The following is a 14,734-nucleotide window of genomic DNA, read 5'->3' on the forward strand; positions in this document are numbered from 1 at the left end:
TGGATGGGACTTCAAAATCAGCGGGTTGCAATGGCCAGCCTGGCTGCTGGCCTTAAGTACTTACCTATGTCATTGAAATACTAATGGATATCATATCCATATGACCGGGCGGCAATTAGCATCGGTGGTGACATCAATCAACCGAGCAGGTAACAACGATGCCGTTGTCACGTATTTCTCTGTGTGCAGGCACGACCAGAGCTTATCGTCAGGCGATCTGCGACAGCGTGAACGATGCACTGTCGGCCACCTTCGACGTGCCGGCGGACGATAAGTTCACACTGGTCCACGAGCACGAGGCCGAGAACTTTCATTACAGCGGGGATTATCTCGGCGTCAGCAGGAGCGGTGCGCTTGTGGTGATCCAGGTGATTGCAAACAACACACGGCCCCTGGATCAGAAGAAGAGGTTGTACAGACGCATTACGGAATTACTCGGGGAAAATCCCGGTGTTAGACCGGAAGACGTCTTCATCAATTTGATCGAGGTACCTCGAGAAAACTGGTCTCTCGGGTACGGCCTCGCGCAGTATGCTTGAGGCGGCGGGTTCGTGGCGAGATACCATCGAGCCACACGGCGCCGCCGCGAATGGGGCATTTATGCGCCCGCGCGGCGGGCGGCTGTGAATGGCGAGGCCCTGGTCCTGGTGCGGCGAGGCCAGGAAAAGCCCCGGTCGATCGGCCGGGGCTTGATGGCGTTGCGGGATTCTGACGGCGATCAGGCGAGCTTGCGGTGCTTGGCCTTGGCCGAGCCTTCGGAGGCGCTGCCGAGTCGACGCTTGCGATCGGCTTCGTAGTCCTGATAGTTGCCTTCCAGGAACACCACGTCGTCTTCCTCGAACGCCAGGATGTGGGTGGCGATGCGGTCCAGGAACCAGCGGTCATGGGAGATGACCAGCACCGCGCCCGGGAATTCCAGCAGCGCTTCTTCCAGCGCGCGCAGGGTCTCGACGTCCAGATCGTTGGTCGGCTCGTCGAGCAGCAGGGTGTTGCCGCCTTTCTGCAGCAGCTTGGCCAGCTGCAGCCGGTTGCGCTCGCCGCCCGAGAGCTCGGACACGCGTTTCTGCTGATCGGAGCCCTTGAAGTTGAAGCGGCCGATGTAGGCCCGGGACGGGATCTCGTAGTTGCCGATGGTCAGGATGTCCTGTTCGTTGGAGACTTCCTGCCAGACGGTCTTGTCCGAGTTCAGTTCCTCGCGCGACTGGGTGACATAGGCCAGATCGACCGTGTCGCCGACGCGGATCTCGCCGGAATCCGGTTCCTCTTCGCCGTTGAGCATGCGGAACAGGGTGGTCTTGCCGGCGCCGTTGGGGCCGACGATGCCCACGATGGCGCCCTGGGGCACCTTGAGCGAGACGTTTTCATACAGCGTGCGATCACCGTACGACTTGGTGACGTCGTTCATCTCGAACACGAGATCGCCCAGGCGTGGGCCCGGCGGGATGTAGATCTCGTTGGTCTCGCTGCGCTTCTGGTATTCGCGCGATTGCAGTTCCTCGAACTGGCGCAGGCGGGCCTTGGACTTGGACTGTCGGCCCTTGGCGTTGCTGCGTACCCATTCCAGCTCCGACTTGATCGCCTTCTGGTGCGCGTCCTCGGATTTTTGTTCCTGCTCAAGCCGTTTTTCCTTCTGCTCCAGCCAGGAGGAATAGTTGCCCTGCCAGGGGATGCCGTGGCCGCGGTCGAGTTCGAGGATCCAGCCGGCGACATTATCCAGGAAGTAGCGATCATGGGTCACCGCCACCACGGTGCCGTCGAAGTCCTTCAAAAAGCGTTCCAGCCAGGCCACCGATTCGGCGTCCAGATGGTTGGTCGGCTCGTCGAGCAGCAGCATGTCGGGCTTGGACAACAGCAGGCGGCACAGCGCCACGCGCCGGCGCTCGCCGCCGGAGAGATTGTCGACGTGCGCATCCCAGGGCGGCAGGTTGAGGGCTTCGCCGGCGCGATCCAGCGTGTTGTTGATCTCCCAGCCGTCGGCGGCGTCGATCGCTTCCTGCAGCTCGGCCTGTTCGGCCAACAGGGCTTCGAAGTCGGCATCCGGGTCCGCGAAGGCTTCGCTGATTTCGTTGAAGCGCTTGAGTTTTCCCGCGATGTCGCCGAGGCCTTCCATGACGTTGCCGCGCACGTCCTTGGCCGAATCCAGCTCCGGCTCCTGCGGCAGATAGCCGATATGGATACCGGGCATGGGGCGGGCTTCGCCTTCGTATTCCTTGTCGACCCCGGCCATGATGCGCAGCAGCGTCGACTTGCCCGCGCCGTTGTAGCCCAGCACGCCGATCTTGGCGCCGGGGAAGAACGACAGCGAAATGTCGCGCAGGATGTGCTTTTTCGGCGGGACGACCTTGCCCACGCCGTTCATGGTGTAGATGTACTGGGCCATAGGAAGCGCGTGCACTCGATAGAAGTAGACCCCCAAGTGTAGCCAAGTTTGCAGCCCGATACACGGGGCGGCGCATGCACGCGGGCGCGATGCTAAGAATATAACTAAACGATATTGAAAAGGCCCTTCAAAATAACCGAATAGATCTTAAAATCGGCGCCAAGCCATTCGAGACCGAGTGATCGGCTCGCTCTTCTCCAAGTGAGGTTTTGTCTTATGGACATCGATACCGCCCAAGCCAACGCCGAACTCGCCGGCCGGCACCCGCAGGAGATCGTGAACTGGGCCGCCGAGCTCGACGGTCGCACGATCGTGACCACCAACTTCGGCCCCTACGAGGCCGTGATCCTGCACATGGCCGTGCGCGCCCAGCCGGACATGGATGTTGTGTGGATCGATTCCGGCTACGCCACGCGCAAGACCTATCTGTTCGCCGAGAAGCTGATCGCAGAGCTCGGCCTGAACATCCACGTATTCAATCCGCTGATGTCGGCGGCGCGGCGTGACGCCATCATGGGTATTCCCGATGTGGATGACCCGCAGCACGAGGAATTCACCCGTCAGGTGAAGCTCGAGCCGTTCGGCCGCGCCATGCGCGAAATGAGCCCGGATGTCTGGTTGACCGCAGTGCGTCGTGACCAGACCGCGTTCCGCCAGGGCATGGAGACCGTGTCGCAGGACAAGCCCGGTGGCGTGGTCAAGGTCGCCCCGGTGCTGGAATGGACCGAGATCGATATGGAGCGCTACCTGATCGAGCACGGTCTGCCGAACGAAAACAATTATTACGATCCGACCAAGGTGCTGGGCAACCGCGAATGCGGTCTGCATAACCGTTTCTCGGCCTGATCCGGCCCAGTCTCGCACGCATAGAGCGCATGGACCGCATGCGCTTTTTTTGTCCGACGCGCATTGAGCTCCCGGCGCCCGGGGCGTGGCGTACTGGACTCGCGATACCCGTGGTTTCGGGGCGCCGCAGGACTTCTTTCTCCGTTCCTTTAAGGCATTTGTCCGCAGATCGACGCAGATTAACGCGAATTAACGCGAATTAACGCGAATTAACGCGGATGGCGGTTAATTGTTGGACGTGCCAGGTCTGATCGTGCCGCGAATCGCCTTTGACTCTTCGTTCCCAAGGAGCCTTCGAGTTCGGCGTTCCGGTCGACTCCGTCTCCGGTTAGCGCCTCGAGCCCGCTACGCCGCGAGAGCAGAGCCGCATCTGCGTGTATCTGCGTTGATCTGCGGACAGTTTTCTTCGCTGAACGAAGCCCGAAAAGCACAACGGCGCCGCTCATCCGTCCGGTCGAAATGCCAGTCCGCCATTGGCGTACTTCGCCTTCATTTGCGGACCGGATTTTGCGACATCCATGGCTTCGGGGCGCCGCGTGACCTGTCACTTCGTTCCTTAAAGCATCTATCCGCAGATCGACGCAGATTCACGCAGATGGCGGTTAGTCGTTAGGGACGCTAGCTCGATCTGGGCGCGAACGGCTGCCTGCGCTTTGTTCCCAAGGATGGCCTTCGAGTTCGGCGTACTGGCCGACGCCGTCGTCGGTTCGCGCCTCGAATCTGCTATGCCGCGAAAGTACAACCGCATCTGCGTGAATCGGCGTTGATCTGCGGACAGTTTTCTTCGCTGAACGAAGCCCGAAAAGCACAACGGCGCCGCTCATCCGTCCGGTCGAAATGCCAGTCCGCCATTGGCGTACTTCGCCTTCATTTGCGGACCGGATTTTGTGACATTCGTAGCTTCGGGGCGCCGCTTGACCTTTCGCTCCGTTCCTTAAGGCATTTGTCCGCAGATCGACACAGATTTACGCAGATGGCGGTTAGTCGTTAGGGGTGATCATTCGATCGTGGCGCGAATCGCCGTCGACGCTTCGTTCGCAAAGAGAGCCTTCGAGTGAGGCGTCCTGTCCGACTCTGTCGCTCGTTCGCGCCTCGAATCTGCTATGCCGCGAAAGTACAACCGCATCTGCGTGAATCGGCGTTGATCTGCGGACAGTTTTCTTCGCTGAGCGAAGTCCGAAAAGCACAACGGCGCCGCTCATCCGTCAGGTCGAAATGCCAGTCCGCCATTGGCGTACTCCGCGTTCATTGGCGGACTGGGTTGGCGACCGACCTGGTTTCGGGCGCCGGGTGACCTGTCTCTTCGTTCCTTAAGGCATTTATCCGCAGATCGACGCCGATACACGCAGATGGCGGTTGGTCGTTGGAGGCCTTGGTTCGATCGTGGCGCGAATGACCGCCTGCCCGTTGTTCTGCGCCGGGTTTGTTGACTTGGCGTCTGTTCGCGCCTCGAATCCGCCATGCCGCGAAAGCAGAACCGCATCTGCGTCGATCTGCGTGAATCTGCGGATCGTTTTCTTCAAGGAGCCGCGTCCGGGGCCTGGCAGTCACGATGCGGTCCTCCGCGCCTTGCCGGACGAAGCTTTCAAGCGCCAGAAACCGTTATCAGAAAGCGGGTGACGTGATGCTGATATCCGGCGGCGTGTTCTTGTCGTCGCCCTGGTCCGCGCCGCTGGCCGAGGGTTGTTCATCCAGTGCCGCCGGTTTGTGCTGACGCTTTTTGTCGCTGGTCATCCACCTCAGGATGTCGTAGTAGGCGCGAATGTCGCTGACGTAGGCGACGGCCTCCTTGCCCTGGGCATAACCGTAGCGGGTGTGCTGGAGATAGCGCTTTTCCGACAGCCAGCCCAGCGCATCGCGCAGATTCACCCAGGCGTTCGGATTGCGCCCGGCCCGCTTGAGCAGGTGCCGGGCGTCGAGCACATGACCGAGCCCGAGGTTATAGGCGGCCAGCGCAAACCAGGTGCGATCCGGCGGCTTTACGGCCTTGGGCAGGCGTTTGCGCAGTTGCAGCAGATAACGGGTACCGCCGTCGATCGATTGCTGCGGGTTACTGCGGTTGTCGACGTTCATGCGCTGCGCGGTATTCCGGGTCAGCATCATGATGCCGCGAACGTGGGTCGGGCTGGCGGCCTTCGCGTTCCAGCGCGATTCCTGATATCCGATGGCCGCCAGCAGCCGCCAGTCCACGCCGTATTCCCGGCCGGCTTTCTTGAAATAGTGCTTCCAGCGCGGCAGCCGTTTTTTGACCTGGCGCGCGAACTCGGCGCCGCCGACGAATCCCAGGCGCGCGGCATGACCGAAGTAGCGGTTGTGCAGGATCTTGATTCGGCCCTTGGATCGCGCCTGTACGAGGTAGGCGATCGCCTTGTTGTAGAGCCCCTCCCGCCGGTGGCCAAGCGCGGTGCCGGCGAACGCCCAGGCCATCTGCTGGCGCACGCCTTTCAATGTGAACCCAACGCGTAACTTCGGGTAATAGCGCTGGTTCATGGCCACCAGGTCGGCGTTGGCCACGGTGGCATCGATATCGCCATGGGCGATCCGGGCCATGAGTTCCTCGGTGTTCGCGGTCCGGTCGACGGTAAATTGCAGGTCGGGATGGCGCCGGCGCAGCCAGGCCGCCAGCGCGGTGTTATCCGGCAGCACGAGCCGTCCCGACAGGTCGGCGAGCTTGGTGGGCTTGCTCGCGTGCTGGCGATAGACCGCGTCCAGCGGGGTGCTGAGATAGGGCGGGGTGAAGCGCACGCGGGCATCGCGGCCGGGGCTGATCGCCAGCCCCGCACCGATCTGTGCCCGACCGCTGTTCACCGCCTGGATGATGGCGGCGCGATCCGGCACGATGATCATCTGGAGCTTTACGCCCAGTGATTGGGCGAAGCCGCGCGCCAGATCGTATTCGAAACCCTTGGGGCCGTGCGGGCCGAGATAATAAGTGCGGGCTGAATTGATCGTGGCCACGCGCAACACGCCGCTGCGCTGGACCTGGGTCAGGGCATCGGGACGATGGACGCAGGTGGTCAACAACGCGCCGGCCCCGATCAATACGATCAGCGCGAACAGCGGGCCGAAGCGGCGTCCTGGAAATAGTGTCGAGGCCCTGCGCCGCGAACCGGCACCCGGCCCGCGGATTGTATCGGGCACGTTTATGTAAGAATTATCGAATCAAGTGTTGGGAAAGCGATCCGTATCGTTTAAGATACGCGACTTCGCAGCCGGGGTCAGTCGCGATCTGCAGCTGCGGACAAGCAACGGAGAGGTACCGAAGCGGTCATAACGGCACCGACTCGAAATCGGTTGGGGGCTAACCGCCCCACGTGGGTTCGAATCCCACCCTCTCCGCCATTTCTCTACCCGATCATCGATCGAATCGCCCCATGGCCAACGCCGATTCCCATCGCAGGTTGTATCGCGTGGCGTTCTACAATCAGGGCGAAGTCTACGAAGTCTATGCGCGCTCGGTCGCCCAGGGTGGCCTGTTCGGTTTCGTCGAGATCGAGGAACTGGTCTTCGGCGAGCGCACCACGCTCGTGATCGACCCGGCCGAGGAGAAGCTCGCCGACGAGTTCGCCGAGGTCAAGCGCAGTTACATCCCCATGCACGTGATCATCCGCATCGACGAGGTCGAGCGGCGCGGTACGGCGAAGATCACGCCGGCCGATGGCGAATCCAAGGTGCGTCCGTTTCCGGTCTACACCCGACAGGGGCCCGGCTCGGGGGGCCACGGCTCCGGCAGCCACTCCTGAGCATGACGGCCATGCGCTTCGCCCTGTTGGGCAGCGGCAGCAAGGGCAACGCGCTGGTGGTCGAGCAGGGCGCCACGCGGCTTCTGGTCGATTGCGGTTTTTCCGCCCGCGAGACCGAGAAACGCCTGGCACGGCTGGCACTCGTGCCCGCCGATATCGATGCCCTCGTGATTACCCACGAACACGACGACCACTGGAAGGGCGTATCGCGCTTCTCGCGTGCGCATGACCTGCCGGTCTGGCTTACGCCGGGCACACACGCGGCGACGCTCGGCAGCGAGCTCGCGGCCACCGAGTTGTATTCCCCGCACGAACCCTTCGCCATCGGCGATCTCGAATTATTCCCGTATCCGGTGCCGCATGACGCGCGCGAACCCGCGCAGCTTGTCATCGGCAACGGCGCGCAGCGGCTGGGCGTGTTGTCGGATATCGGCCACGTGACGCCGCATGTCCGGGCCATGGTCGATGCCTGCGACGCACTCATCATCGAATCCAATCATGATCCCGACATGCTGGCGGGCGGGCCGTATCCGGCCAGCCTCAAGGCCCGCGTGGCCGGCCGGCTCGGCCACCTGAGCAACGCCGACGCCGCCGCACTGGTAGCGGATATCGATACCCGGGCGCTGCAGCATGTCGTGGTCGCGCATCTGTCCGAATCCAACAATCGCCCGGAACTGGCCCGGGCCGCGCTGGCACAAGCGCTGGCCTGCACGTCGGACTGGGTGCATGTCGCCAACCAAAACGAGGGTCTGTCGTGGCGAAGTCTGGTGAATCGATAACGACGGTCGAAATCTATGCCGGCGAGACCGCGCTGGCCGATTTCGAGCGTGAGCGTCTGGTGGCCGGCCTGGCCCGGGCCGGGCTTGGGGTCGACAGGATCGCCGTGCAGGCAATCTATATCGCTGCGTTTTCCGCCGAGCCGGACGATGCCACGCAAGAGCGCTTGCATCGTCTGCTGGCGGTCGACGGCGATGCGCCGCGGGCGCAGGGCGTGGTTGTCGTGCCGCGCCTGGGTACGGTCTCGGCCTGGTCGACCAAGGCCCAGGACATCGCCCGCAACAGCGGCGTGAAGACGCTGGTCCGGCTTGAGCGCGCGCTGGTCTATCGTTTCGGCGACAACGCGCCGAGCGCGGCGGCGCTGGCTGCTTCCGGGACACTGCACGATCCGATGACCGAATCGATCGTCGACGATTGGGCACTGCTGAACACATTGTTCACCGTACCGGAGCGGCGCCGGCTGCGGCGTGTTCCCCTCGCCCGCAAGGGTATGGAAGCCCTGCGCACGGCCAACCGCGACTGGGGGCTGGCGCTGGCCGACGAGGAGCTGGAATATCTCGCCGAGCAGTATGCGGCGCTCGACCGCGATCCGACCGATGTCGAGCTCATGATGTTCGGCCAGATCAATTCCGAGCACTGTCGCCACAAGATTTTCAACGCCGAATTCACCCTCGATGGCGAGCCGCGGGCGGCCTCGCTGTTCGACATGATCCGCAGTTCGTACCGGGCCGCGCCCGAGGGCGTGCTATCGGCCTATCGCGACAATGCCGCGGTGGTCGCCGGCCCGGCCGCGAGCCGGATGACGGTGGATCGTGATCGCGTCTATCGCCTGGTCGACGAAGACGTGCATCTGTTGATGAAAGTGGAAACGCACAACCACCCGACTGCGATCGCCCCGGCGCCGGGCGCGGCCACCGGCGCCGGCGGCGAGATCCGCGACGAGGCCGCCACCGGCCGCGGCGGCAAGCCCAAGGCCGGGTTGGCCGGTTTCTCGGTCGCCGATCTGCGCATCCCCGGCGCGCTGCAGCCCTGGGAAACCGATGCCGATGCGCCGGCGCATCTGGCCAGTGCGCTGGATATCATGCTCGAAGGCCCGATCGGGGCGGCGCGCTACAACAACGAGTTCGGCCGGCCGGCGCTGGGCGGCTATTTCCGGACCTTCCAGTATGAATCGGCGGCCACGGGCCTGCGCGGTTTCGCCAAGCCGATCATGATCGCCGGCGGCATGGGCAATGTGCGCCCGGGTCACGTCGAAAAGCACGAAGTGCCGGTCGAGGCCTGCCTGATCGTGTTGGGCGGCCCGGCCATGCTGATCGGCCTGGGTGGGGGCGCGGCCTCGTCCATGGCCAGCGGCTCGGCGTCCGCCGAGCTCGATTTCGCCTCGGTCCAGCGGGCCAACCCGGAAATGCAGCGGCGCGCCCAGGAAGTGATCGAGGGCTGCATTGCACTGGGCGAGAGCAACCCCATCGCCTCGATTCATGACGTGGGGGCGGGCGGTTTGTCCAACGCGCTGCCCGAGATCATCGATGCCGATGGTCGGGGCGGCTCGATCCGCCTGCGGGACATCCAGTCGGCCGATCCGAGTCTGTCGCCGATGGAAATCTGGTGCAACGAATCGCAGGAGCGCTATGTCGTGGCGATTCCGGCGGATGCGCTGGATGTGTTCGAGGCCCTCGCCGAGCGCGAGCGTTGCCCCTATGCCGTGGTGGGCCGGGCGACCGCCGAGCCGAACCTGGTGGTCGAGGACGGCGAAGCCGCCACCGCCGAGACCGCACGCCCGGTCGACATGCCGATGGACGTGCTGCTGGGCCGGACGCCGCGCATGCAGCGCGAGGCCGCGCACGCTAAGAGCGAGCTGCCGGCCTGGGATCGCGACGGCATCGATATCGCCGACGCCTTCGAGCGCGTGCTCGGGCTGCCGACGGTCGCCAGCAAGTCGTTTTTGATCACCATCGGCGATCGCAGCGTCGGCGGCATGACCGCGCGCGATCAGATGGTGGGACCGTGGCAGGTGCCGGTGGCCGACGTGGCGGTGACCACGACCGCCTTCACCGGCGATACCGGGGAGGCGATGGCCATGGGCGAGCGCAGCCCGGTCGCGCTGATCGATGCGCCGGCGTCCGGCCGTATGGCGGTCGGCGAGGCCATCACCAATCTGGCGGCGGCGCGCATCGACCGGCTGGCCGACGTGCGGCTGTCCGCGAACTGGATGGCCGCCTGCGGCGATCCGGCGGAGGACGCACGGCTGTACGACACCGTGCGTGCCGTGGGCGAACAACTCTGCAGCACGCTCGGGCTGGCGATCCCGGTCGGCAAGGACTCATTGTCGATGCGGGCGAGCTGGGCGGGCGCGGCCGGCGCGCGCACGATGAGTGCGCCGGTGTCGCTGGTGGTTTCGGCGTTTGCGCCGACGGTATCGGCGCGCGCTACGCTGACACCGCAGCTGGTGCCGCCGGAAGCGACCGAAAGCCGCCTGATTCTGGCGGATCTGGGCGCCGGCCGTAATCGTCTGGGCGGATCGGCCGTGGCCCAGGTCTACGGCGCGCTGGGCAACCGGGCGCCCGATCTCGATGCGCCGGCCACGCTGGGCGGTTTCTTCGCGGCGGTGCAGGCCCTGGCCGCGGATGGCCGGATTCTGGCCTATCACGATCGCAGCGACGGTGGCCTGGCCGCGTGCCTGGCCGAGATGTGCTTTGCCGCGCGGCTGGGCGTGGATGTGACGCTGGATGAGCTCGATGGTGATCCGCTGGCGGCGTTGTTCGCCGAGGAACTGGGCGCGGTGATCCAGGTCGCGGCGGCCGATGTCGAGACCGCGCTCGCAACGCTGCGCGATGCCGGCGTGGCGGCCACCGATATCGGTGGCGTCAACACGACCGATCGCATCGTGGCGCGCCACGGCGGGGCCGAGGTGTTGTCGGTTGCACGCCTGGCGGCCCAGCGTATTTGGGCCGCGACCAGTCATGCCATGGCCGCGCTGCGCGACGATCCGGCCTGCGCCGACGCCGAGTACGATGCGCTGCTGGATACCAGCGACCCGGGCCTGCCGGCCGAACCGGTCTTCGATCCGGCGGTGGATGTGGCCGCGCCGTACGTCAACACCGAGCGGCCGAAGGTCGCGATCCTGCGCGAGCAGGGCGTCAATGGCCATAACGAGATGGCGTTCGCCTTCACGCGCGCCGGTTTCGACGCCATCGACGTGCACATGTCGGAAGTGGTCTCCGGCAAGGTCCGGTTCACCGACATGCAGGGCGTGGCGGCCTGTGGCGGGTTTTCCTACGGCGACGTGCTGGGTGCGGGCCAGGGCTGGGCCAAGTCGATCCTGTTCAATCGCAACGCGCGCAAGGCGTTCGCCGATTTCTTCGCGCGCGACGACACGTTCGCGCTGGGCGTATGCAACGGCTGCCAGATGCTGTCGGCCCTGTCGGAACTCATCCCGGGCACCGAGGGCTGGCCGGAATTCGTGGCCAATGCGTCGCGCCAGTTCGAAGCCCGTACCAGCGCGGTGGAAATCCTGGAATCGAACGCGATACTGCTGGACGGCATGGCCGGCTCGCGGATGCCGATCGCGGTCGCGCACGGCGAGGGCTATGCCCGTTTCGCCCGGGCCGAGGATATCGAGCGTCTGGGCGCGGCCGGACAGATCGGCATGCGCTATACCGCGAACGCCGGCGGTGCGGCCGAATCCTATCCGGCCAACCCGAACGGGTCGCCGCAGGGGGTGACCGGCCTGTCCAATGCCGACGGGCGCGTATTCATCTGCATGCCGCACCCGGAGCGCGTCACGCGTACGGTCAATCTATCGTGGGCACCGGATTCCTGGGGCGAGGCCAGCCCCTGGGCGCGGCTGTTCGCCAACGCGCGGCGATTCGTCGGCTGACCCCGGCCGCGGGCGGCATGAACGCTGATCGCGCGGGCCGGGCTGACGTCGGCGTGGGACGCCGATGCCGGGTCCTTGATAATCTGAGTGCCCAATCCAAATGGCGGACCGCGGCAATGGGCGGACAATCGATGGGCTATCGGCTGGGATGGATTATCGTGACGGTGCTCGCGTTGATCGGCAGCGCTCAGGCCGAGGCGGCGCTGGCGATCCAATCCCCGGCCTTCGACAACGGCCAGCCCATCCCCGAGCGTTTCAGTTGCAGCGGCGGCAACACCTCGCCGCCACTGACCTTTTCTGGTGTGCCCGCGCGCGCGAAAAGCCTGGCCTTGATCGTGGACGACCCGGATGCGCCCGGTGGGCTGTTCACGCACTGGGTGTTGTACAACCTGGCGACGGATGTCGTGGTACTGGCGCCGGGCGCCAGCGACCAGCCGCTACCGGGCCCGGCGGCTACAGCTGACAACAGCACCCATCACGCGGATTACCATGGTATGTGCCCGCCGCCGGGCGACGGCGTGCATCATTATCATTTCCAGCTCTTCGCGCTGGATGAGCGGCTGCCGTCGCACCTGACGGATCGCGCCGCGGTGATGAAGGCGATGAAGGGCCATGTGATCGCGCATGCGCAACTGGTGGGAACCTATCAGCGGAAATAGCGCGCCGAGCCGCCCCGTCGCAGGGCGATTGTCCGGCTGCCCCGGGTGCCGGTGTATTGTTTCCGCATATTCGATTTTGTGAGTGCCTGCATGAGCGTTGATCCTGAACACCCGATTGTTTACCAGCCGTCGCGCGAAGCGATCGAGGGCAGTCGCCTGGCCGATTACCTGCGCTGGCTGGCCCGGCGCGAGGGCGGACGTGAGTTTGCCGTTGACGATTATGCGGCGCTGCACCGGTGGTCGATCGATGAGCCGGATTCGTTCTGGTCCAGTCTCTGGGATTATTTCGGTTTCATCGGCGATCGCGGCGCCGGCGCGGTGCTCGATACGCTGGAGATGCCCGGCGCGCGTTGGTTCACCGGGGCGCGTTTCAATTTCGCCGAGAATCTGCTGCGTGAGGCTATCGAGGGCGATGCCGGCCGCCGGGCCGTCACCGCGCTATCCGAGGCGCGCGAGCCGATAACACTGACCTACGGTGAGCTGTATCGTCAGGTCGGCGCCTTCGAGGCATTTCTGCGTTCGGTGGGCGTACAAGCCGGTGACCGCGTCGCGGGCGTGGTGGCTCATACGCACGAGCCGATCGTGGCGCTGCTGGCCTGTGCCAGCCTGGGGGCGATCTGGTCGTCGGCGTCGCCGGATTTCGGCGTGTCCGGCATCGTCGATCGCTTCGCTCAGATCGAGCCGCGCGTGCTCGTCACCGTCGATGGCTACCGGTATGGCGGCAAGTCATTCGATCGACTCGACCGCATCGCGGCGTTGCGTGAGCGGATTCCGTCGCTCGAGCATGTCGTGGTCACGGACAATACGGGCGCGGCGCAGCCGTTGCCCGACGACCGCGGGATGACGCCGTGGTCCGTTGCCCTGGCCGACCACGACGGCACACCGCCGAGCTTCGAGCGCGGGGCGTTCGATCGACCGGTCTATATCCTGTTTTCCTCGGGCACGACCGGCGTGCCCAAGTGCATCGTACACGGGGCCGGCGGGGCGTTGATCCAGCACGTCAAGGAACAGGTGCTGCACGGCGATCTCAAGCGCGACGATGTGTTTTTCTACTTCACCACCTGTGGCTGGATGATGTGGAACTGGCACGTCTCCGGCCTGTTTGCCGGGGCCGAGCTGATCACCTACGACGGCAACCCGGCTTATCCCGATCTCGACGCGCTCTGGGCGATGGCCGCCGCGCGTGGCGTGACGCATTTCGGTACCAGCGCCAAGTGGATCGGTGCCTGCCGCAATGCCGGGCTTACGCCCGGAACGGCCCATGATCTCGCCGCGCTGCGGGTGATCTTCTCGACCGGCTCGCCGCTGCTGGATGCCGATTACGATTGGGTCTACGAGCAGGTCAAGGCCGAGGTATTGCTGGGCTCGATCTCCGGCGGCACCGATATCGTGTCCTGCTTCGTCGGTTGCTGCCCGACGCTGCCCGTGCGCCGCGGCGAAATCCAGTGCCGGCTGCTGGGGGTGGCCGCCGCGGCGTTCAACGAAGCCGGTGACGCGGTGCTCGATGAATGCGGCGAGCTGGTCTGCACCCAGCCGATTCCGTCCATGCCGGTCGCGTTCTGGAGCGACCCGGATGGTGCGCGCTATCGCGCGGCGTATTTCGAGCGGTTTCCCGGCGTGTGGGCGCACGGCGATTTCATTTCCTTCAGCAGCACCTCGGGCGGGGCGGTGATCCACGGACGCAGCGATGCCACGCTCAACGTGGGCGGCGTGCGTATCGGCACGGCGGAGATTTATCGTCAGATCGAGCCGATGCCGGAGATCGCGGACTGCCTGGTCGCCGCCCAATCGACCGGAGAAGACGACCGCATCGTCATGCTGGTGGTGCCGGCCGCGGGCTACGCGGTAGACGATGCGCTGCGTGACGCGATCCGGCGTCGCCTGCGCGAACAGGCCAGCCCGCGGCACGTGCCGAAAGTGATCGTCGGCGTCGAGGCACTGCCGTACACACGCAGCGGCAAGAAGGTGGAAGTGGCGGTCGCGCGGCTGCTCAACGGGCGTGAGGTCGAGCAGTCCAGCGCCATCGCCAACCCCGAGTCGTTGGCGGCGATCGCCGAGCATCCCGCGCTGCGCCGGTCGTAACGCGTGACCGGGCCGGCGCGAAGTCGGCCCGGCGCCGGGGGGGGGCAGGCGCGCGGTCTGCGCCGCGCGCTCAACGCATGGGAATCACGTCGTTGAGCGCGCAGAAGTCGATGATCGCGCGCATCTGCGCCGGCGCATTGGCGAAATGCAGCGTGGCCCCGGCCTTGTCCGCCTCGCGGGTCCATTCCAGTAGCAGGGCGACGCCGGCACTATCGGCCCGGGTCACGCCGCCCAGGTCGACCACCGTCTCGCGCCCGGGATTGAACCATGCCGCCGACTTGCGCAGGCGGGCGGGCACGTTGTCGACATCGAGTTCACCGTCGACCCGCACGGTGTGAACATCGGCGTTGCCGGCAGGGCTCACCGGGGC

The 14,734-nt window shown here is 65.1% G+C and carries 11 protein-coding genes and 1 tRNA gene; 8 read left to right on the forward strand and 4 right to left on the reverse strand.

The window, feature by feature from the left end; genetic code table 11:
• Positions 1-158: 158 nt before the first annotated feature.
• Positions 159-539, forward strand: a complete 381-nt coding sequence (locus ACS8Y6_RS14830) for a tautomerase family protein (protein ID WP_440855880.1) — start codon at positions 159-161, stop codon at positions 537-539.
• A gap of 179 nt (positions 540-718) precedes the next feature.
• Here ACS8Y6_RS14830 and ettA read toward each other — a convergent pair whose 3' ends face one another.
• Entirely contained in the window at positions 719-2,380 is a 1,662-nt protein-coding gene (ettA, locus tag ACS8Y6_RS14835; RefSeq protein WP_440855881.1) for an energy-dependent translational throttle protein EttA, read from the reverse strand.
• A 216-nt stretch (positions 2,381-2,596) separates the two neighbouring features.
• On the opposite strand from ettA, the gene ACS8Y6_RS14840 reads away from it, so the two are divergent.
• Positions 2,597-3,226 (forward strand): phosphoadenosine phosphosulfate reductase domain-containing protein, encoded by a 630-nt coding sequence (locus ACS8Y6_RS14840; protein ID WP_440855882.1) that lies wholly within the window; start codon positions 2,597-2,599, stop codon positions 3,224-3,226.
• Positions 3,227-4,545: 1,319 nt separating this feature from the next.
• Here ACS8Y6_RS14840 and ACS8Y6_RS14845 read toward each other — a convergent pair.
• Together ACS8Y6_RS14845 and mltF are read right to left on the reverse strand one after the other, a co-directional pair.
• Positions 4,546-4,749: a hypothetical protein gene (locus ACS8Y6_RS14845; protein WP_440855883.1), complete on the reverse strand. Its 204-nt coding sequence runs from the start codon at positions 4,747-4,749 to the stop codon at positions 4,546-4,548.
• An 82-nt stretch (positions 4,750-4,831) separates the two neighbouring features.
• Positions 4,832-6,367, reverse strand: a complete 1,536-nt coding sequence (gene mltF / locus ACS8Y6_RS14850) for a membrane-bound lytic murein transglycosylase MltF (RefSeq protein WP_440855884.1) — start codon at positions 6,365-6,367, stop codon at positions 4,832-4,834.
• 109 nt (positions 6,368-6,476) lie between these two features.
• On the opposite strand from mltF, the gene ACS8Y6_RS14855 reads away from it, so the two are divergent.
• From ACS8Y6_RS14855 to ACS8Y6_RS14880, 6 genes are all read left to right on the forward strand, one after another.
• Positions 6,477-6,568, forward strand: a tRNA-Ser gene (locus ACS8Y6_RS14855).
• A gap of 32 nt (positions 6,569-6,600) precedes the next feature.
• On the forward strand, positions 6,601-6,969 hold the full coding sequence (locus ACS8Y6_RS14860) for a DUF1820 family protein (RefSeq protein ID WP_440855885.1): 369 nt from the start codon (positions 6,601-6,603) through the stop codon (positions 6,967-6,969).
• Positions 6,970-6,980: 11 nt separating this feature from the next.
• Positions 6,981-7,748 carry an MBL fold metallo-hydrolase gene (locus ACS8Y6_RS14865; RefSeq protein ID WP_440855886.1) on the forward strand — a complete coding sequence of 256 codons (768 nt, stop codon included), beginning with the start codon at positions 6,981-6,983 and terminating at the stop codon, positions 7,746-7,748.
• Complete coding sequence (gene purL, locus ACS8Y6_RS14870) at positions 7,724-11,623, forward strand: phosphoribosylformylglycinamidine synthase (RefSeq protein ID WP_440855887.1); 3,900 nt, start codon at positions 7,724-7,726, stop codon at positions 11,621-11,623. Before ACS8Y6_RS14865 ends, purL begins: the two co-directional genes overlap by 25 nt.
• A gap of 116 nt (positions 11,624-11,739) precedes the next feature.
• Complete coding sequence (locus tag ACS8Y6_RS14875) at positions 11,740-12,282, forward strand: YbhB/YbcL family Raf kinase inhibitor-like protein (RefSeq protein WP_440855888.1); 543 nt, start codon at positions 11,740-11,742, stop codon at positions 12,280-12,282.
• A gap of 90 nt (positions 12,283-12,372) precedes the next feature.
• Complete coding sequence (locus tag ACS8Y6_RS14880) at positions 12,373-14,364, forward strand: acetoacetate--CoA ligase (protein WP_440855889.1); 1,992 nt, start codon at positions 12,373-12,375, stop codon at positions 14,362-14,364.
• A 70-nt stretch (positions 14,365-14,434) separates the two neighbouring features.
• On the opposite strand, the gene ACS8Y6_RS14885 is transcribed toward ACS8Y6_RS14880, so the two are convergent.
• Positions 14,435-14,728, reverse strand: a complete 294-nt coding sequence (locus ACS8Y6_RS14885) for an STAS domain-containing protein (RefSeq protein WP_440855890.1) — start codon at positions 14,726-14,728, stop codon at positions 14,435-14,437.
• Positions 14,729-14,734 lie beyond the last annotated feature (6 nt).

This window comes from Salinisphaera sp. RV14 (assembly GCF_052044135.1).
GTDB lineage: Bacteria > Pseudomonadota > Gammaproteobacteria > Nevskiales > Salinisphaeraceae > Salinisphaera.

Excerpts from the sequence above, each read along its gene's own strand:
- ACS8Y6_RS14880 (WP_440855889.1), top strand. The coding sequence starts at position 12,373 with ATGAGCGTTGATCCTGAACACCCGATTGTTTACCAGCCGTCGCGCGAA.
- ACS8Y6_RS14830 (WP_440855880.1), top strand. The coding sequence starts at position 159 with ATGCCGTTGTCACGTATTTCTCTGTGTGCAGGCACGACCAGAGCTTAT.
- ACS8Y6_RS14840 (WP_440855882.1), top strand. The coding sequence starts at position 2,597 with ATGGACATCGATACCGCCCAAGCCAACGCCGAACTCGCCGGCCGGCAC.
- ACS8Y6_RS14865 (WP_440855886.1), top strand. The coding sequence starts at position 6,981 with ATGCGCTTCGCCCTGTTGGGCAGCGGCAGCAAGGGCAACGCGCTGGTG.
- ACS8Y6_RS14875 (WP_440855888.1), top strand. The coding sequence starts at position 11,740 with ATGGGCGGACAATCGATGGGCTATCGGCTGGGATGGATTATCGTGACG.
- ACS8Y6_RS14860 (WP_440855885.1), top strand. The coding sequence starts at position 6,601 with ATGGCCAACGCCGATTCCCATCGCAGGTTGTATCGCGTGGCGTTCTAC.
- ettA (WP_440855881.1), bottom strand. The coding sequence starts at position 2,380 with ATGGCCCAGTACATCTACACCATGAACGGCGTGGGCAAGGTCGTCCCG.